The 19,818-nt window shown below is 51.8% G+C and carries 14 protein-coding genes; 7 read left to right on the top strand and 7 right to left on the bottom strand.

Annotated elements, in window-relative coordinates:
- Positions 1-343 precede the first annotated feature (343 nt).
- Positions 344-1,375, bottom strand: a complete 1,032-nt coding sequence (locus ACQ0MK_RS11670; protein WP_430472742.1) for an alpha/beta hydrolase — start codon at positions 1,373-1,375, stop codon at positions 344-346.
- A 289-nt stretch (positions 1,376-1,664) separates the two neighbouring features.
- On the opposite strand from ACQ0MK_RS11670, the gene ACQ0MK_RS11665 reads away from it, so the two are divergent.
- Entirely contained in the window at positions 1,665-2,123 is a 459-nt protein-coding gene (locus tag ACQ0MK_RS11665; RefSeq protein WP_430472741.1) for a MarR family winged helix-turn-helix transcriptional regulator, read from the top strand.
- Positions 2,124-2,133: 10 nt separating this feature from the next.
- Here the strand turns inward: ACQ0MK_RS11665 and ACQ0MK_RS11660 are convergent, their stop codons facing one another.
- From ACQ0MK_RS11660 to ACQ0MK_RS11650, 3 genes are all read right to left on the bottom strand, one after another.
- Positions 2,134-2,487: a DUF1801 domain-containing protein gene (locus ACQ0MK_RS11660; protein ID WP_430472740.1), complete on the bottom strand. Its 354-nt coding sequence runs from the start codon at positions 2,485-2,487 to the stop codon at positions 2,134-2,136.
- A gap of 68 nt (positions 2,488-2,555) precedes the next feature.
- Positions 2,556-2,969, bottom strand: coding sequence for an MAPEG family protein (locus tag ACQ0MK_RS11655; RefSeq protein ID WP_430472739.1), 414 nt, complete (start codon positions 2,967-2,969; stop codon positions 2,556-2,558).
- A gap of 144 nt (positions 2,970-3,113) precedes the next feature.
- Positions 3,114-5,189: a methyl-accepting chemotaxis protein gene (locus ACQ0MK_RS11650; protein WP_430472738.1), complete on the bottom strand. Its 2,076-nt coding sequence runs from the start codon at positions 5,187-5,189 to the stop codon at positions 3,114-3,116.
- Positions 5,190-5,528: 339 nt separating this feature from the next.
- Here ACQ0MK_RS11650 and ACQ0MK_RS11645 point away from each other — a divergent pair, with 339 nt between their 5' ends.
- A complete protein-coding gene (locus ACQ0MK_RS11645; protein ID WP_430472737.1) occupies positions 5,529-7,121 on the top strand; it encodes a lysine--tRNA ligase in 1,593 nt (530 codons plus the stop codon).
- Between the two features lie 76 nt (positions 7,122-7,197).
- Here the strand turns inward: ACQ0MK_RS11645 and ACQ0MK_RS11640 are convergent, their stop codons facing one another.
- Entirely contained in the window at positions 7,198-8,253 is a 1,056-nt protein-coding gene (locus ACQ0MK_RS11640; RefSeq protein WP_430472736.1) for a hypothetical protein, read from the bottom strand.
- 183 nt (positions 8,254-8,436) lie between these two features.
- Between ACQ0MK_RS11640 and ACQ0MK_RS11635 the strand changes: the two genes are divergently transcribed.
- The 5 genes from ACQ0MK_RS11635 (at position 8,437) to ACQ0MK_RS11615 (ending at position 15,381) form a co-directional block, all read left to right on the top strand.
- Complete coding sequence (locus tag ACQ0MK_RS11635) at positions 8,437-9,402, top strand: proline dehydrogenase family protein (protein ID WP_430472735.1); 966 nt, start codon at positions 8,437-8,439, stop codon at positions 9,400-9,402.
- A 148-nt stretch (positions 9,403-9,550) separates the two neighbouring features.
- On the top strand, positions 9,551-10,147 hold the full coding sequence (locus ACQ0MK_RS11630) for a TetR/AcrR family transcriptional regulator (RefSeq protein ID WP_430472734.1): 597 nt from the start codon (positions 9,551-9,553) through the stop codon (positions 10,145-10,147).
- Positions 10,144-10,869, top strand: coding sequence for a hypothetical protein (locus ACQ0MK_RS11625; protein ID WP_430472733.1), 726 nt, complete (start codon positions 10,144-10,146; stop codon positions 10,867-10,869). The genes ACQ0MK_RS11630 and ACQ0MK_RS11625 overlap by 4 nt, the downstream gene beginning before the upstream one ends.
- 112 nt (positions 10,870-10,981) lie before the next feature.
- A complete protein-coding gene (locus ACQ0MK_RS11620; RefSeq protein ID WP_430472732.1) occupies positions 10,982-11,569 on the top strand; it encodes a DUF4136 domain-containing protein in 588 nt (195 codons plus the stop codon).
- 170 nt (positions 11,570-11,739) lie between these two features.
- Positions 11,740-15,381 carry an AAA domain-containing protein gene (locus ACQ0MK_RS11615; protein WP_430472731.1) on the top strand — a complete coding sequence of 1,214 codons (3,642 nt, stop codon included), beginning with the start codon at positions 11,740-11,742 and terminating at the stop codon, positions 15,379-15,381.
- Between the two features lie 78 nt (positions 15,382-15,459).
- On the opposite strand, the gene ACQ0MK_RS11610 is transcribed toward ACQ0MK_RS11615, so the two are convergent.
- Entirely contained in the window at positions 15,460-16,338 is an 879-nt protein-coding gene (locus ACQ0MK_RS11610) for a branched-chain amino acid aminotransferase (RefSeq protein ID WP_430472730.1), read from the bottom strand.
- Between the two features lie 131 nt (positions 16,339-16,469).
- Positions 16,470-19,676 (bottom strand): MASE1 domain-containing protein, encoded by a 3,207-nt coding sequence (locus ACQ0MK_RS11605; protein ID WP_430472729.1) that lies wholly within the window; start codon positions 19,674-19,676, stop codon positions 16,470-16,472.
- Positions 19,677-19,818: the final 142 nt, after the last annotated feature.

Genomic DNA, 19,818 nt, shown 5'->3' with positions numbered 1-19,818 from the left:
TTGGATATTGATCCTAGGGTCCAAACTCATTCACATAATCGTCCCGGTCACCCGTATTTGTGCGGATACGCGAAGCAAAACTGCAGGAAGATATATATCTTTCAAGGTTTTGCGACAAAGTAGCCCGTGCAAATACGGGTGATCCGAAGGACAACTAATATAAGAGAAAACTCTGCGTCAAATTCCTTGACCGGGGATCACCCCGCTCTGCGATCTTTTCCTAGTGTTTTCTCTTATATCAGTTGCCGGGACGGTCATGTGAATGAGTTTGGACCCTAAGATATGTCGCCGGGGGTGGGCAGGCGCAAGCGCACCTGCCCGAAATTATGTGACGGATTTGTGATTATTTGCCGTGAAGGGCGGTGTGAAGATACTGACCGGCCTGCGCAATCGCGCCTTTGGCAGCAGGTGTATCGGCAAGCACGTCAAGCATCACAAAGTCATGAATGGTTCCGTTGTAGCGGGTTACAGTGACATCAACGCCGGCTTCTGAGAGTTTGCGGGCATAGGCTTCGCCTTCGTCACGCAGGACGTCATTTTCTGCGGTGATGACAAGGGCAGGTGCCTGCCCGGCAAGCTGATCAACAGATGCATGGATCGGTGTGATTTTCGGATCCGTCCGATCAACGCCGTCAGGCAGATACTGGTTCCAGAACCAATCCATGGCGGGTTTGGTCAACCATGGGCCATTGGCGAACTCGGTATAGGATCCGTTGTCGAAATCGGCATCGGTTACCGGATAAAACAGAACCTGTGTCGTGATCGCAGGTCCGCCGCGTTCCTGTGCCAGAAGGGACACAACGGCTGTCATATTCCCGCCAACACTGTCACCGGCAATCGCCAGACGGGTCGGGTCTATATTAAGCTGTTCGCTATGTTCCGCGACATATTTGGTGACGGCGTAATCCTGTTCGATAGCGACCGGGTAACGCTGTTCGGGGGAGCGTTCATAATCGACAAAGACCAAGGCCGCATTGGCGCGCACCGAAAGTTCGCGGACCAACCGGTCATGCGTGCCGGTATCGCCCATCACCCAGCCGGCACCATGGAAGTAAACAACCACCGGCAGGCGATCCTGATTGCCCTGTGGGCGGATGATGCGCACTTTGGTTTGGCCGGTCGGGCCGACGGCAAAGACCGTATCGGTGATATCAACGGCAGGTTTGGCAACATTGCCTGACTGTGCGCCAGACAGAACGTCACGGGCCGCAGCCGGGGTCAGGGTGTAGATCGCCGGGCCACCGGATGCAGACAAGGCGTCGATAAATTTCTGGGTGGTTGGTTCCAGAACGGGGTCTGCAAGTGCGGTGGTGGCGGACAGGACCGTGGTCAATGCAACGGCGGCAGAAGCAAGTTTGGTTTTAAACGGTGTCATGATCTGTTCCTTTGAAAGGCCGTCCGGTCGGGCGGCGTGTCGTTTCGTTGGATTATTAATCGCACAATAATTAATCGCGCGCGATATAAAAATAAGAATGCCAACCATGCAATAAAGTCGCTTGTTATTAAATCGCGTGCGATGTAAATTAATTGGCTTTGATTTTAACCAGCCTGTTTCGGCGGCCCGTCAGGGATGACTGGCGTTTGATCGTCTGGGCTGATTTGATAGGGTCTGGCTTAATGGTAAGCAGACACGCCATTTCAGATATAGATATAGGATGAGACCGATGGATGAAGCGACAAAGGAAGACTTTCTAGAGCTTGAAAAGTTTCTGTGCTTTTCGGTCTATTCGGCAAGCCATGCCTTTAACCGCATCTATAAGCCGTTGCTAGATAAGCTGGGCCTGACCTATCCGCAATATCTGGTGATGGTGGCCTTGTGGCAGGAAGATGATCAGTCGGTCAGCAGCATCGGTGAAAAGATGTATCTGGAATCAAGCACCCTAACGCCGCTTCTCAAACGGCTTGAGGGTCATGGTCTTGTCGCGCGCAAGCGCGATCCAAAGGATGAACGATCCGTCCGTGTCAGTCTGACGGCAGATGGCAAAGCTTTGCGTCAAAAGGCCGAAGAAATCCCGGCCTGTATTCTTGATGCGACGGGACTTGATCTTGAAACGGCAAAACGGTTGAACCGTGATCTGCGTGATTTGCGTGCGCAACTTGAAGTCGGTGCCAAAAAGCTTTGATCTGGTAAGCCTAACCCGCGCTTACCTTACGATCATGATGATAGCTTAATGCCCAGCCAAGGGCGGTTTTAAGCGCGTCTTCGCTAAGCGGTTTCGTAAGCGGCAAGATGATGGCGCGGTTGCCTTCGCAGGTAAGCTCGTTTGACAGCAGGCTCCGCGTGCGATCAATCAGATCGGTCTTGCAATCAAAGAACACCATCACCTGATCGGGTGTTTTTTCTTTCCAGTCGGCCCGGATGGTAATGCCCGAACCCGATTTCGGCCGCCATGCCGGTTCCCCCCATTTCAGGCTTTCGACCAGGGTGCCGACCGCTTCCTTTTGCGCGGCCAAATCAAACAGCCAGCCCCGAATGGTCAATAGCATCTGTCGGGCTGGTTGGGGGTAGGATGCAAATTTTGCGGCGACATCATCGCTTTGAAAGGCAGGTGAGATCATAGTGACAAGCTGGCGACTACGTTTCCAAAGGTCTGGATCAAAAGCCAAACCGCGGTAATCAGCAGGGTCAGATGCTGAATGATCATTGCCGGGGCGACAAGATGTTTGCGCATCCGCTGGAAGGTTCCCAGAACGTGCAGAATGCGGGCCCCGATAAGAAGCCCCGCGACCAAGGCAACCATGCCCGATGTCGCCAGAAGTGATTCCACGGCAAGGACAACCAGCGCACAGAGCGGGGCATTTTCAATAAAGTTGCCATGGGTCCGGATACGGCGCCGCAGGATACGGTCATCGCCATCCCCGATCGCAAGGTTCAAATCACGCCGCCGGAATGACACGGCAAGGCTCAGCCCGCATAACATGATGGCAAAGATCGCAATGGTGCAGATCGTGACAGGAATTGGCAGCATCTGGTTGATCCTTTGAGAATGGCGCAAGTGGCACAAGGTGCAATCACCTTTGGCAATTCAACCACTGAATGGACTATGTAGCAACAAAATGGCGGCATCGAGAACGATGCCGCCTTTAATATATTTGTCTGGGTTAGGTTTGCCCTAGATATTGCGCAAACGATCAAGGAAGCTTCTGACCTGTGTATCAAGGTTGCGGGCTTCTTCGGCAAGTTGGGTTGCCCCGGCCTGAACGTTTGAGGCGGCTTCACCGGTTTCCTGCGATGCATTGCGCACAATCCCGATAGAAGAAGATACCTCGTTCGTGCCTGCGGCGGCCTGTTGGACATTGCCGGAAATCTCGGCGGTGGCGGCACCCTGTTGTTCGACGGCCGATGCGATGGCGGTTGCGATTTCGTTGATGCTTGAAATGGTTTCGGTCACCCGTTCGATCGCCCCGACCGTGTTTTGGGTTTCGGACTGGATTGATCCGATTTGCTGGGCGATGTCGTCTGTTGCCTTGGCGGTTTGATTGGCAAGGTTTTTGACTTCTTGTGCAACCACGGCAAAGCCTTTGCCCGCTTCGCCAGCACGGGCAGCTTCGATGGTGGCGTTAAGCGCCAAAAGGTTGGTCTGGGCGGCAATGTCATTGATCAGGTTGACGACTTCGCCAATACGGTCTGCGGCCTCGGCAAGGCCGGTGACCATGGTATTGGCGCGGGATGCTTCTTCAACGGCGGTGTTGGAGATATCCGATGATTTTGTCACCTGAGAACTGATTTCCTGAATGGAGGCAGACAGTTCTTCGGTGGCCGAGGCAACCGTTTGCACATTGGCGCTGGCTTCATCGGCAGCAGCGGCAACAACAACAGCCTGTTCGGAGCTTTGATCTGCAGCCCGGCGCATCTGGCGGGAAACAGCTTCCATGTTTCCGGCACTGTCCGAAACATTGACCACAATCGAACCAACCGATTTTTCAAACTCGTCCGCCATTTGCAGGCGGGTGCGGTTGCGTTCTTCGCTGGCACGTTGTTCGGCCGCCAGCTTTTCGCGTTCGGCCTGCTGCATGCCAGAAGACGCTTCCTTGAAAGCTTCGAGGGCCTTGGCAATGGCGCCAATTTCATCATGACGGCCAAGATAGGGAACCGCGACGGCAAAATCGCCTTTTTGCAAGTGATCAATCACCCCTGCAACACGGGTCATCGGGCGTGATACAAGGCTGTTGGTTGAAAACAGAACCACTGAAATCACGATAACAAGCAAGATGACGCCACCAATCAAGGTGACATTGCGCAGATTGTCTGCCGGGGCAAATACCGTGGCAAGCGGGACATTCACAACCACGCTCCAGCGGTTTGGATAGCCTGCGATGTCGACCGGAACGATCATGTGCATTGTGGTTTCGTCATCAATGCGCAGCGGTTCGGTGCCTTTCATGGTATTCAGAATGGCTGCATCAACGGCATTGCCTGCATCAAGTTTGGTGCCGCGAATGTCGGGGTCTTCGTGGGCAACCCAGGTTCCTTGTGCCGAAACCAGATTGACCGTGCCGGTGCCAAACGGGGTCAGTTCGGCAAACCGTTCGGACAGGGCGTTAAGTTCAAGATCAACCCCCAGAACGCCAAGGAACTTTTTGGCTTTGTCTTGCACCGGATAGACAAATGAGGTCAGGACGACATCGCGCCCCTGAATGTCATAAGTGATCGCATCAGTGACATAGGGCTGATTGGTTGCCTTGGGGGCGGTGTAATATTCGTTGACTTCCGGGTTATCAAGCCCGGTCAGATGATAGGGCGTAATGCCATCGCCGAAATTGTAATAATAGGTCACATATTGCCCGGAACCGTCGCCAAACGGTTCGCCTTCATCCTTGTAATCGGCATCCTTGCCATCAAGGGCATTGGGTTCAAACCCCGACCATGCACCGGCCAAAGACGGGTTGTCGATCAGGGTTCGATTAAGAATTTCGTTATAGCCCGAACGATCCACACCCCCCTGATCGCGGATGGCGCGAAACGCCCCGGCAAGGTTTTGGGCAACGGCCATGCCACCGTTCAAGACGTGGCCAGCTTGTTCTGCGTGATAGAGCGCGACTGACCTTGCCTCGCCAACGGTGAGTTCTTCGGTGGTGTCAGTTGTTTTAAGTGTCTGGAAGAAAATGCCAACAATCAGGCAGGTGGCGATGGCGACTGCGCTAACAAGTGTCAGCTTTGCACCGAGGGACAGTGTGGAGAAGCGCATCAGATCATCCTTATCAAGCCTATGCTTTCGGGCAGTATAGAGAATGTGGATATGCAGCCTCTAGTTTCAATAAGTTGAATGAAATAGACAAGAGGTTTCGCACCGCACTCTGTTCTTTCGTGATTGTCTGTTATTACCACGGATTTCAGCGCAAACCGGGAAGACGAAATTGTGAAATCTGATCATGAGATGTCGTGATTATTTGGCAGCCATGCGCAACAGAAGCTTGATCTTGCGCCAGAGTGGGGTATAGCTTCGCACGCGCGTCGTCCGGGTGATGACGTGCTTTGACGTTCTCCAGATAATTTAACGATCCAACTGACAAACAAGGTTTCAAAAATGACAGCCGATCTTCGAGATGCCGCACTTAACAGCAACGTCTGGGCTTTTCAGGAAGCCAGCAAGCTGGTCAAGCGGTATAAACAGAAGGCGCCTGAAAAGGGCTATGTCCTTTTTGAAACCGGTTATGGTCCGTCGGGTCTGCCACATATCGGTACCTTTGGCGAAGTCGCACGCACGACCTATGTCCGTCGTGCGTTCGAAACCATGTGCGATATCCCGACCAAGCTTTTCTGCTTTTCCGATGACATGGATGGCCTGCGGAAGGTTCCTGACAACATTCCCAACAAGGAAATGGTTGGCGAACATCTTGGCAAGGCATTGACTTCTGTGCCCGATCCGTTCGGCACGCATGAAAGCTTTGCCCACCATAACAATGCCCGCCTGCGCGACTTTTTGGACGGGTTCGGCTTTGAATATGAATTCAAATCATCGACCGACTGTTACCGTTCGGGCATGTTTGATGACGCACTCTTGCGTCTTTTGGAACGCTATGACGCGATCCAGAAAATCATGCTGCCAACATTGGGCGAAGAACGCCGCGCGACCTATAGCCCGTTCATGCCGGTCGAACCGGGAACCAATAAAGTCCTGATGGCCAAGGTGACCGAGCTTAATGTCGAAGCCGGCACCATTGTCTATGAACATCCAGAAACCGGGAAACTGGTTGAAACCCCGGTCACCGGTGGCAATTGCAAACTGCAGTGGAAACCCGATTGGGCGATGCGCTGGTATGCGCTGGGCGTTGATTACGAAATGGCCGGTAAGGACCTTATTCCGTCGGTTGAACTGGGCAACAAGATCGTCAAGGCATTGGGCGGCACTCCGCCAGAAGGCTTTAACTATGAGCTGTTTTTGGATGAAAACGCGCAGAAAATCTCGAAATCCAAGGGCAATGGCATTTCGATGGAAGACTGGCTGAAATATGCGCCAGAAGACAGCCTGTCGCTGTTTATGTTCCAGAAGCCAAAAACCGCCAAACGTCTGTATTTCGATGTCATCCCGAAAACCGTGGATGAATATCTGACCTTTGCCGAAAAGCTTAAAACCGAAACCGATCCGACCAAGATTTTGCAGAACCCGGCTTGGCATATTCATGCCGGAACTGCACCGGACCGCGAAATTCCGCTGTCCTTCGGCATTCTTTTGAATCTGGTGTCGGTTTGCAATACCGATGATCGCGATCTTCTGTGGAAGTTCATTTCACGCTATGCCACGGGCGCAACCCCGGAAACCTCACCGTATCTGGATAAGCTGGTTGGCTATGCGATCAATTATTACAGCGACTTCGTCAAACCGTCGAAAAAATACCGCGCTGCGACCGAGGCCGAACAGGCAGCCCTGAAAGACCTGCGCGACGCACTGTCAAAAATCGAACAGGGTACGGAGCCATCCGACATCCAGACCGAAGTTTTCACCGTGGGCAAAAACCACAATTACGAAAACCTGCGTGACTGGTTCAAAACGCTTTATGAAATCCTGCTGGGGCAGGAACAGGGGCCGCGTATGGGCTCCTTCATCGCCCTGTATGGCCTTGATGAAAGCGTTGCCTTGATTGACCGCGCACTTGCCGGTGAAGACCTTAGCGCCTGATTACGGTTTGCTGATCTGAAATGACAAAGGCCCGCATCGTGATGATGCGGGCCTTTGTGTTTGAGTGTGTGCAGCGTTAACTTGGCGGCAGATAACGCCGCCATGCATGATCCTCGAACGGGCTCAGGATCACATGGCGGGCTTTTTGCCAGCCAACGCCAAAGGCCATGACCAGCCCGCCAATGATAAAGCAGACCAGAACAACTGTGACGGATGGGTCAATGGCAACGCCTTCGAAACCCGATTGCAGCAAATAGCCAACATAAATCAGCGCACTGATGATCGGGGACCGGCGGTCAACCACCAGTGAAAATAGCATGGCAATGATAATGACCGGCACCATGACCCATGCCGATGCCTCAAAGGCGATGGCAACCGAATGGATGGTCATTGGCGCACCCATGACATAAAGCCAGAACGCGCATTCCGCCCAGCCATTGATACGATCAGGATCGCGGCTGTCGATATAGACACCAAGGCCGAGTACCAAAAGCCCGGTCACCGTGATCAGGGCATGTTGATAATTGGCAATGTCCGGGCCGATCAACGCGGTCAAGCCGGACCACATCACGCCAAGAATCCCGGCTGCAATCAGGGCAAAGGATACCGGCAGCCGATAACGCAGGAAAAATCCGACCTGAAACGCAAATCCGATCAGGGAAACCACCACCAGCACATTGACCGATCGTTTGCCAAATTCAGCGATCTCTTCAAGGGACGATGCCGCATCTGACTGCACGGCAAATGACATATAAAGCGCAACCGCATAAAGCATGATGGTCACGCCAAGCGATACCATGATCGCAATGGAAGGCAGGGATGCCTTGAGCTTTCCGGCAATATATTCTGCCAGCGCGACATAGGCTGCAATGGCAAGTAATGGTGCGACCCAGAAAGCCGGGCTTGCGATCAGCATGCCCCATAGAATGAACCAGCCAACACTTAGGGCGACGACACCAAGGGCAATGAAGATATCATTCATGCCGCGAAACAGCGTGAATTTCTCTGTTTCGGCTGCTTGATGCGATTGGGCGGTCAGGAAGCTTTCAAGCTTTACGAAAGACTCTTCGCTTATGACACCGGCCGAGATGGCATTTCGGATGTCTGCAAGTGTGAATTGACGGTTTTCCACCAATGCTCCGGTTCTTTGTTGTTTCGGGGGCTCGTTGAATATGACTGTGATACACGGCAATCACGTCAGGTTCAATTTCGACAGTAGATCGTCCAAATTTGTTGGGCCTGTGGCGCATATCATTCAATATTGATCATTTGAGGCCGTGTTACGTTGATCAGCGCCATCAGAAAGGAGACATACATGGGGATCTGGCAGAAATGCATGATTGCAGTTGCCTGTAACACATCGCTGCGCCGTGCGGGCGAGGCCGTTGGGCGAAAAACCGGTTTGGCAGAACAGTTTGTCAGTGCCGCCGATATCAAAGGGCATGTTGCGCGCGCCACCCGGCTTGGGGGCGAAGGGGTTAGCATATCAAGCTTCTACCTTGGCGAATATGTCACTGACATCGCGCAGGTAACGGAAACCACTGCGCAATTGCGCGACCTTGTCCCGGCCCTTAATCAGGCTGGCGGGGATGTGCATATATCAATTGATCCGTCCCAGCTGGGCTATATGCAGGGCCGCGATATTCTGGACCGCAATGTTGATGCCATTGCCGATCTGATCCGTGGCCTTGGGCCAGTACAGAGTGAAAAGCAAACGGCGCGGACCATTCGATTAATGATCGATATGGAAGATTTCGACATGATCGACGAGACGCTGGCATTGCATAACCGGCTTGATGATGCCGGGGTGCCGGTAGCGCAGACATTACAGGCGCGCCTGTATCGAACCGAGGATGATCTTGATGCGATGATCCGGCGCGGGGCGATGGTGCGTCTGGTCAAAGGGGCCATGGCGCCGCCAGACACAGTGGCCTTTACCAAGCGTCCCGACATCGATGCCAATTATCTGATGCTTGCGGGAAAGATGTTGTCCGATGATGCGCGGAAATCAGGGTTCTTTCCGGTCTTTGGCACTCATCATCGCGACCTTGCGATCAAAATTGGTGCGCTGGCGGATCAAAACGGATGGTCGCGCGATGCGTTTGAATTTGAAATGCTTTATGGCGTGAACCAGCCGATGCAGCGCGAATTGCGCAATGCCGGATATCGGTTACGCCTGTATGCGCCATTTGGTCATGACTGGTGGGCATATGCCTGGCGTCGGGTTGGCGAAAACCCCCGAAATCTTGGTTTATTGTTGCGATCTGGCCTGAACCGTTGACCCTTCACATGCCGCCCGATTGATCTGGCGGCATTTTTTAAGGGCAGCGTTCGGGGAGGGGCGCGGGAAATAGCAAGCGGCACGTTGACAGTTTTTTTATCAATCCAATATTAAGTTAGTTAACTTACTTGTTTTGGATGATGGTGATATGGCAGTCAAATTCAGTTCTGAAGAAAAACGTCAGAAGCTGGCGCGTGCGGCAATGAATGTGATCTGGCGCGATGGATATCATGCCGCCACCATTCAAACCGTCGCCAAGGAGGCCGGATTGCCAGCCGGTGGCGTGTTTTACAGGTTCCCCAAAAAACATGATCTCGCACAGGCGGCGATGGAAACCATGGAAGCGGAATTTACCCCGCTTTTGGCGACCATTGCGCCGAATGGCACGATTGAAAAACGGGTGTCGGTGTTTTTTGATTATCTCGATGCGATGACGCCGCGCCGGGTAAGCTATGGCTGTCCGGTGGCTAAATTGATGCTTGATATCCCGGTTGATGCGGGGTTTGACGCTACACGCACAATCGGGCAGGCGATCTTTACCACTCTGATCGACTGGGTGGCAGATCAGTTCATTGCTGCCGGCGTGGCCGGGGCATCGGCACAAGATGAAGCACGGCGGATTGTTTTGCGCTGGCAAGGGGCGATTGTGTTGGCCCATTCATACAATGATCGCGCCATTCTTGATGCTGAAATTAACGATCTTCGCCAAACCGCACAGCAATTGATGGCGGGGGCCAGACGATGAGCCGTATTTTAACCACAGAGCTTGCGCGCGATTCAAAAGCCGCTCTGATTATGCGGTTTGCGCTTTTGGGGATCCGCGACAAGTTTTATCGCATCCGCCAATCTGTCGGGGTTGGGCTGCCGGACCGGGCTGTGCAAGATCACCTTGGCGTTCCCGACAGTCCGATTGCCCGTGAGGCAACCGCGTGGGCGGCATCACTCCAGCCCGATTTTGTGCAGTATCATGGATTGCGCAGCTTTGCCTTTGGCGTCGCATTGGCCGATTATCATAATGTGCGGTTTGACCGCGAAATGTTATATATTGCGTCGATCCTTCATGACATTTCGCTAGTATCACCTGAATGCGACGGCCCTGGATCGTTCGAGGTGGAGGCCGCCGGGTGCGCGCATCGCTGGCTTGGTGATCAGGGGTATGACCGCGATAAGGCCGACATCATTCATGAGGCCATGGCGCTGCATTCCGCCGTTTGCCATACTGGGCCGCGCGATGCAGAAGGATTGCTGTTGCATCTTGAGGCCGGGGTCGATGTGGTGGGGATGCAGATGATGAATGTTCATCCCGATGTGCGGGGTAAAATCCTGCGTGACTATCCGCGAACCGGCTTTGTCCGTGATTTTGGCAAGCTGGTGGCACGTCAGGCCGAGTGCAAACCGGGGTGCCATATTGCCGGGCTGGTCGGGGTCGGTTTTATGAAGGCATTGGCATCCAATCGGCTGGATTAACGGCTACACCCTTAAATTGCCATTATGAAACCAATTTCTGTTGATGGTATTGTGTCTGCCGAACGTCATATAAACAAAGACAGTTTCTGGTTGAAGCAAAGGGACCGACACCATGCAGATCATTAAAACCGCCATTGCGGGCATTCTCGTCGGGATGCTGGCGGCCTGTGCGAGCGGGCCGCGCGTCTACACCGATGCGGACCCGGCAGCCGATTTCGGTCGTTATCAAACCTTTGCCTTCTTTGAAGCGGCGGGCAAGGAAGCTGAGGAAAAATACACAACCCTGTCAGGCCAGCGTATCGAAGATGCGATCAGTACCGCACTTGAAGCACGCGGCTATCGGGTTGATATCCACAATCCCGATTTCCTTGTGAACTTTCATCTGAAAACCGAAGAAAAAACCCAAACCTCGCCCCCGGTCTATATGGGCGGGTATTACGGATATCGCGGCGGGATGTATGTCGGCTGGCCGGGCTATGTCGAACCGGGCACCACCAGCACCTATACCGAAGGCACGCTGAGTGTTGATTTCGTTGATCGCCAGTCAAACCAGATGATCTGGGAAGGAACCGCAGTTGGACGGGTTACAAGTTCAGTGCGCGAAGCACCCAATGAAAGCATGCGCACCGCGGTGGCGTCGATCTTTGCCAAATATCCCTATGTCGCGGGCAGCAGTGCGCCGGTGCCATTGGCACAGTAGTCTTTTTACAGATGCCGAAACCAAAAACGGGTCGGAATTTCCGGCCCGTTTTTCATTTGGAGCTGAACCTGTCGGTGGATAAGTCAATAAAAATACAATTTTAACTTGCTATGATGCATTAGGCCTCGCTAAACCGAATGCATAGAGGTTTTCACAGCAAGACAGATGTAATGAACAAGCTACTGATTGATTACTGGCGCCACTCCATTGCTGATACACAGCGTATGTCTCCATCCATAAGTGGGGAAACTGTTTTTGAACTAGACAATGCATACCTCTCTCAAGGGCACATTCCCTCAAGCATCGCGGCTAAGCTTGTTGATGAACATAGAAAAGAAATACGGCGCCGAGATAAAGATGCTGATGTCGAAAACGTTACGTCTGCACCGGTAGCAATTACACCATTTGTGTTACTGGAACGGCTGGAACATACCCAGGTTCGTAAGAGAAGTTCCCAGAATGAAGCGGCGGCGGTCTGGATTGTCGGGAAGGTCAATGAAGAAGGTCATCTTTTCTCGAATCCTGAATGTTTACCATGGATTGAACGCGCAAGTCTTACACCGGTAGCAACACGCTCATTCGTGGTTGGTACAGTTGACGATGTTGACCGTTATCTTGAGACACATAAGCCATCTGAAACAGCAAGCTGGCGAGATACGTTCGAATATGCGGCTGATTTCTGGAAAACGGTAACGTCAAAAGATCTGCTCCAGCCAGAGTTTGACGATCACGCTATTGCAGTTGGTCGTATTACGCTGTTTTCAGAACAAAAACCGGCTGGCAAAAGCTTGATTGAGCTTTGTGACAAGCTTCGCGATTATGAGCTTGAAAGTAGTGCCGAGAAAGATACTGCTTTACACAGAATTATTGATCAAGGTGATGTGCCCTGTCGTGCCGCGCCAGTATTTGTGTCAGCGGAACATGCCAAGGCACATTTGGGGCATATTGGCGAACATACATTGGCAAGTAGTCAGCGACAGGCTTTGACCTGTGTTGTCGAAAGCAATGTCGGTGATATTGTTGCTGTTAACGGACCACCCGGCACAGGGAAAACTACGCTCGTACAAAGTATTCTTGCATCAGGTGTTGTCAAAGCTGCACTGGCCGGTGAAACCCCGTTCACGATGCTTGCATGTTCGACCAACAATCAGGCTGTTACCAATCTTATAGACAGTCTGACCAAGGCGGCAACACCGATCCCCGACGATATTCTGTCTGAAAGGTGGATTCCAGAAGCAAGCTCTTTGGGTTTGTATTTTGCGTCATCGGATGCGCGAAAACGCAATGATAATGGAAAATACCTTTTTGCTGGGGTGCCGGCCTACAGTTTTCCGGACCAGATCGAAAACAGCGAATTTGTCGAGAGTGCAAAACAAGTCTTTCTCGAAAAGGCCAAACTGTATTTTGGTAATGATACCCTTGATTTTGAACAAGTTGGCCAGAATCTTCATGCCCAACTCAAGAACCTGAACCAAAGTTTTGAAGCTGTGATTGATGATGTGTTCAGCCTTGCGGATGGACTCAACGCGCTTAAGTCATCCGGACAGGATAACTTTTCCGGGTGGATTGAAACGCGGAAACAACAGGTTTTAAGTGCGAATGAGCAATTTGACAGTGTAAAAAAAGATGTAGCCAAAGCCCAACAGGGCATTGATCGTTCAACGCAGCAGGCGCGCTCACTTAGACGTCGTGTGCAGTCCCAGTTAAATGCAGCAAACCTGATCGAACTCCTGCTTGGCTTTATGCCCGATATTCGACGGCGTAAAATAAACCGTGCAATCGAAGCTATTGAAACAGCGGGTTTTCACAAAGAAGGCAATCGATTGCACGACCGCTCAGCATCACTCGAAGATGTCGATACGGTATGTGCAGACATTGTGCGTAAAGCGAGCGCAGCATCGATCCCTCAAGAGATCAGTGAGAATTTGCGACAGGCTGAAATCAATCAGAAGGACGCGATCACCAGTTTTCAGATCGCAGAAAATGCAGCAAAAAACTGGGAAGAAAAATGGTCTTTGGTTGCATCATCCATCAATAGTTTCAATGAAATGACAGTAACCGCCGGTTTATCGAAACTCACGGTCGATGGCCTGAAAAATCAATATGGTGGTGACCCAAAGACGTTGCTTGATGAACTCGACACGTTGCTTCGTCGGCGCCTGTTCTTCCTGTCATTACGGTATTGGGAAAATCGATGGTTATCTGCTGCTGAGAAGCTGACACCTGAAGACCGTAAGCGTCAGGGGGAGAAGCACATCAAGGAACGGTTTGAACGATATGCGATGCTTACACCTTGCTTCGTTGCAACGTTCCATAAAGCTTCTGCTGTTTTCCGGCATTATGGGAAGGTGCCTTCAAATACTAATGAGACGCCGCAAAGGGCCGAACGTCCCCTGCGCGGGTTCTTTGATCTGTTGGTCGTCGACGAAGCAGGACAGGTGTCTCCTGAACTCGGGGCTCCGTGCTTCTATCTGGCCAAACGTGCCGCTGTTGTTGGAGATACATTGCAAATTCCCCCGGTCATTACGCTTAACAAGCATGTTGATCATGGCAATTTGCATAAGGCGGGACTGGATGATTTCTCAGATGACCTTAGTGAAAAGGGATATGTTTCGACAACCGGGAACATCATGAAAATGGCTCAGAGCCTTACAAGCCATACGCTTGATGATGTGCCGGGGCTGTTTTTGTCCGAGCATCGCAGATGTTATAATGAGGTTATCGCTTATTGTAACAAGTTTTACCAAGGTCGGCTAAAACCCATGCGGGGGCCTGCGCCAACGGACGAGGGAGCTTTACCGCCAATAGGCTACGCCCATATTGATGGTGAAGCCGCCCGAATTTCGGGGAGCTGGGTAAACTCCGGTGAAGCACGGGCCATTGCAGACTGGATTTTGCGCAACCGCCAGAGGTTGGAAAAACGGTATTCAAAACCGATTGATGAAATCATGGCCGTTGTCACGCCATTCCGTCGTCAGGCCAACCTGATTATCACTGAACTTGAAAACGTTAATCTGAATGCGAAGCCGGGTAAGAAAAATGCGATAACCGTTGGTACAGTACATAGCCTTCAAGGTTCAGAGCGGGAGGTGGTCCTGTTTTCATCGGTCTATGACCGGACCAATGATCCAAAGTATTTCTTTGATAACGAGCATTCTATGCTCAATGTCGCAGTCAGTCGGGCCAAAGACAGTTTCCTTGTTTTTGGCGACATGCATATTTTCCGTCCGGGGAAAAGCCATTCGGGCCAGCTTGCGGATCTTATGTTTTCGAAAGAAAGCAATGAAATCGGCGATGTGCTTGCCCCGCAAAAACTTCTAACGATTGCACAGACCGAAGTGCAGCACATATCGACACTTGAGGGTCACCGAGAAGCTCTGGTTAAGGCATTTAATGATGCTACAGAAAGGCTTTTGCTTGTGTCTCCGTTCCTGTCGATCAATGCCGTAAATAAAGATAACATCATCAGTCTGGTGAAAGCGGCAATGTCACGAAACGTCGATATCAACATCGTGACCTGTGCAGAAAATATTGTGACGTCTGGAACGCGGGCTCGTGATGCTGTTACCGCACTGGAAGCAACCGGTGCAACGATTACGAAGAAATCGCGTATTCACAACAAAACCTTGGCTGTGGACAGTAAGACCCTGATTGAGGGATCGTTTAACTGGCTGTCGGCCTCTCGCGATGAGAAGTTTTCACAGCAAGAGCGGTCTTTTGCATATCACGGGGAAAAAGCCGGTCATCTGATCCAATCTGCTTGGGATGACGCCATGTCAAAAGACAAAGGGTCTCAAAACAAGAGGACCTGACATGTGGTAGACTGAAACTATGATCCAAAACGGGCCGGAATTTCCGGCCCGTTTTGGAGTTGGATGTATACGATGGGGTCAGTCGGTGCTGGCGGCGGTAAACGCCATATACAGCTCTTGCGCGCGCCGCGTGATCGGGCCGGGTTGAAGGTTACGCTCATCAAGTTTGACGCAAGGGGCGACCTTGTAATAATTGCCCGTGCCAAAGATTTCATCGGCGGTTTCAAGTTCTTCGTATTTGCAGGTTTTCTCGACCACTTCCATACCATCTTCGCGCAGAAGGGTGATGACGCGCTGCCGGGTCAGGCCGTTGAGGAACGTACCATTGATCGCCGGGGTATAGACTTTGCCGCCCTTGGCAAAGAACAGATTGGCATAGGAAAACTCGGCGACATTGCCAATCGGATCGAGCATCACGCCGGTATCAAAGCCGGAACTGGTCGCCTCGGTCACGGCACGGCCGACATTGGGATACAGGCAGGCTGCCTTGGCCTCTGTCGGGGCACTTTCGGGCGACGGGCGGCGGAAACTTGATTTTCGCGCACTAAACCCGGTCTGAACGGCTGCGGGCATTTCAGTAATTGAAATGCATAAAACGAACTGGGCACTTTCGGGAACGGGGGCAAGGAAGCCTTCGCCGCCATAAACAATCGGTTTGATATAAAGGGCGAGTTCAGGATCGAATTTGGTGACACCTTCTTTGACCAGTGCCACGATTTCATCAGTGGTGATGGCCGGTTTCAGGCCCATCAATTCAGCCGATCGCAACACACGCGCACAATGGGGATAAAGATCGGGCATCTTGCCATTCATGCGGCGTGCACCATCAAAGACGGTCGAGGCCATCCAGACACCGTGGGTTTGCGGGCCCATGATGTTGGGGTTGCCTTCATGCCATTCGTCTTTGTACCACGTCCAGGTGGTGACGGTGCTGTCGGTGGCGGCGTGATGACCCATTCTATGCTCCTGATGATATGCGCGGATGCCAAGGAAAATCTTGGTCATGTTGGTGGGGCGGTATGAAGTTGGCGCACAGAATAGGATTTTTGCCCAAGCCGGGTCAAAGAAAACATCACCAGTGGCGATGGTTAGTCATCGACCTTTTTTGCGATTTGGCGGCGTTGATCAGGCATGCGGTCGGCAAGGCGTGCAAGTTCGGAATTGATCGCCTTTATATCAAGCGGTTTGGTGCAATAGGCGTCAAACCCTGCTGCGCGAAAGACGGTCAGGTTTTCGTTGGAAATATCGGCCGTCAGAGCAAGCACAGGAATGGTCGCCTTGACCGGATCTTCGGAGGTGCGTATTTGACGGGTCGCTTCGAGCCCGTCGAGAACGGGCATGTGAATATCCATCAAAACAGCATCGAAATCCTGTTTGGCAAGGATATCAAGTGCTGCCTGACCATCGCCTGCCGGGGTAATGGTGTGACCTTCTTGTTCCAGAAGCTTTTGCGCAAGAATACGGTTGATTGCAATGTCTTCAACCAAGAGCAGGTTACGACCGACAATCTTTGGTTTTTCCTGTGGGTCGATGTCTGTGTTGTCCTGACCTTCAAGTTCGCGCGCTGCTTGTTCGGAGCTGCGCGGCAATGTCAGGTCAAACCAGAATGTGCTGCCTTTGCCTTCGGTACTTTCAACTTCAATTGTTCCGCCCATGGCTTGCACCATACTTTGACAGATGGCCAGACCAAGGCCCGTTCCCCCGTAACGCCGCGCGGTTGACGTATCGACCTGTGCAAAGGCTTCGAAAATCGATTTCAGTTTGTTGTGCGGGATGCCGATACCTTCGTCCTTTACCGTAATGCGGAAGCTCAATTCGGTGTCGGTTATCTTTACGGCAGAGGTTTGCACGTTAATGTTGCCAAATTTGGTGAATTTGACCGCATTGGACACAAGGTTGGTAACAACCTGTTTGAGACGAACCGGATCACCAATCACCCAGCCGGGCATGTCGGGATCAATTTCCAGATGAAGTGTATTTTCCTGATTGCGGGCGGGAACCATCATCATGGATGTCACTTCTTCGCACACCCGGCGCAGATCGAACGGCACTTCTTCAAGGATGAGTTTTCCGGCCTCGATCTTGGAAATATCAAGGATGTCGCCGATGAGTGACAAAACGTGGCGTCCGGCACCGCGAATGGTCGACAGATAATTTTTCAAGGTTTCGACAGAAAACTCTGCCTGGAGGCTGTCTTCTGCAAGCTGTGTGTAGCCCAGAATTGACGTCATGGGTGATCGGAATTCGTGGCTCATATGGGCGATGAATTCTGATTTTGCTTTGTCGGCTTGTTGGGCCTGGTTCATTGCACTTTCAGCCGCTTCACGCGCGTTTTCAAGTTCGCGGGTACGGATTGCGATCAAATCGACAATCTGGCGTTCGGTCCGCGTTAATGACCGCAAATAAACCATCAGAAGGATACTGATGGTCGCACCGAAAATGAAGATTGCCCAAGGTTGCCAGTATGTTAGTCCACTATATAAGCGTTCTTCTTCATGTAGGACAATGGTCCAGTCCCGATACCCGAAGGTGAAATTAGAGACTTTCGGATTATAACGGATTTCCTTTTCCTTGATGATGTGATCAAGCGCGTATCCCTGCGGACGATTGGAATAAATCATCTTTTGGTTACTGCGCGCATCAAGGTCGGCAATATGGATTTCGTAATTGGTCGGTAAGCGCGCCACCCGGGCTGCGCGGGTGATCATGTTCGTCAGTCTCAGGACACCAATTGCAATGCCCAATGGTGGTCCGGACGGATCGCGACGGTTATTGATTGATAAAAGAGCCAAAGATGTGATGACCGCAGAGTTCGCCTGCATCAGATTAAGCGGTTCGGTCAGTGTGATGTTGCCGGTACGCAAGGCATTCTCGACGGCCTGTTTTCGGATTGGATCGCCATAAAGATCAAATCCGATAATTTTCTCGTTTCCTGAGCGCGGGAAAACATAGAAAATCGGAAAATAGCCATCGCGTTCAGGGGCGGGAACGGCTTTGCCATTTCGGAAATCACGGATGGCAAAGTTTTCAACACCGCTTAAATGGGCGTTTTCTTCGATTAATCTACGGGCACGTTTGGGCACAAAGGGGGCCCATTCCAGCGCAGCGACACCTGGACGCCGACTTACCCACGGTGCAATCATGGCATCAAATGTGCTGAACGATACGTTGCCGTGGACATCAAACAGGGTGCGAACCGCAACCAGTGAGTCTGTGGCGCGACCAAGTTCTTCGCGAAGGGATGCTTCAAAGGCGCGGCGATATTGTTCATTCTGTGCGCGGGATGCTTCACTAAGCTGGTTGTAGGTGTACCATGCCGCTACCGCAGAAATACCAAACCCAAACACAGCAATGAAACCGGCAAGCGCACGCCGTAGTCGATGGATATCGCGCGATATTTTTCCGTCACGTGCCCGGGTGGTGATGTTCCCTATCTTTTCAAATCCAGCCGCCATGAGGATGGAAATGAACGAGACGATCAGAATATAGCTGTGGATTTCACGGATGCCGTCTTTGGCGTTGACGTTAACAAATCCGCCAAGGCCCGCTGCGGTGAACCCGACAATTGTAATGGCGATTAAACCGTTGACCAGTGTTGTCCCCATCATGCCAAACCGGATCGCAGACCAGATCACGAAAGGCAGTGAGACAAAGATGAACAGGTATTCCGGGCGTGATGTTACGGGGGTTGTATGAACCGTTGAGCTGACGATCACAGCCGCAATGGCGATGAATATCAATTCCAGATAATTTGCAGTGCTTCTGGATTGCCATGGGTAATTGACAACACGCAGGATCAGGGGGGCGGCAATTAACACCCCGACCATGCTTGAAAGCGTCCAGCTTAGCCATAATTCGTTGAAATTGGCTGCTTCGGGCATGCCATTCAGAAAGACAAGGCCTGATCCCAGAAATGCCGCAGTCACAGGGGTCGCAAATACGCCAATCAGGAAAAAGGCAGTGAGGCCGCGGAGACTGCTCAGAAGGTTGTCTTTAAAGAAACGTCCAATGATCGCGGCAGAAATTGTGACCGAAATCGTTGATGTGATACCAATCAGCAGCGCAGGTAAAACCGGAATGCCTGAGAAGATGGTGGTTAAAATAGACCCAAGAAATACGGCCGGGAAGTAACGCCATCCCCAAAGGATCATTGTGCCAAGGGCGATGCCCGGTGGTAGCCAGACCATGGATTGGCTGGTGCCATGATATTGCAGCTGTAGCCCTGCAAATCCGGTGATGAAATAAGCGCCGAAAATCACCAAGAACCGCAAAATATGATGGCGTTGCAGGTGCAAGCAGGTCTCCTGTTTCCCTTAAGCGCTTTGCGCTATCGGCTCGGATCAAATGTCTGTCTTTATGTAGGAATGTCCTGCCGCAATTTTAACAGGCTATTTTCGATCAAAATCATATTGGCAGTATGTATCTTTCAAAAGTATT

Origin of the sequence: Thalassospira lucentensis (assembly GCF_050516545.1) — a bacterium.
Classification (GTDB): Bacteria; Pseudomonadota; Alphaproteobacteria; order Rhodospirillales; family Thalassospiraceae; genus Thalassospira; species Thalassospira lucentensis_C.
This window is presented reverse-complemented; position numbering and strand designations above follow the sequence as displayed.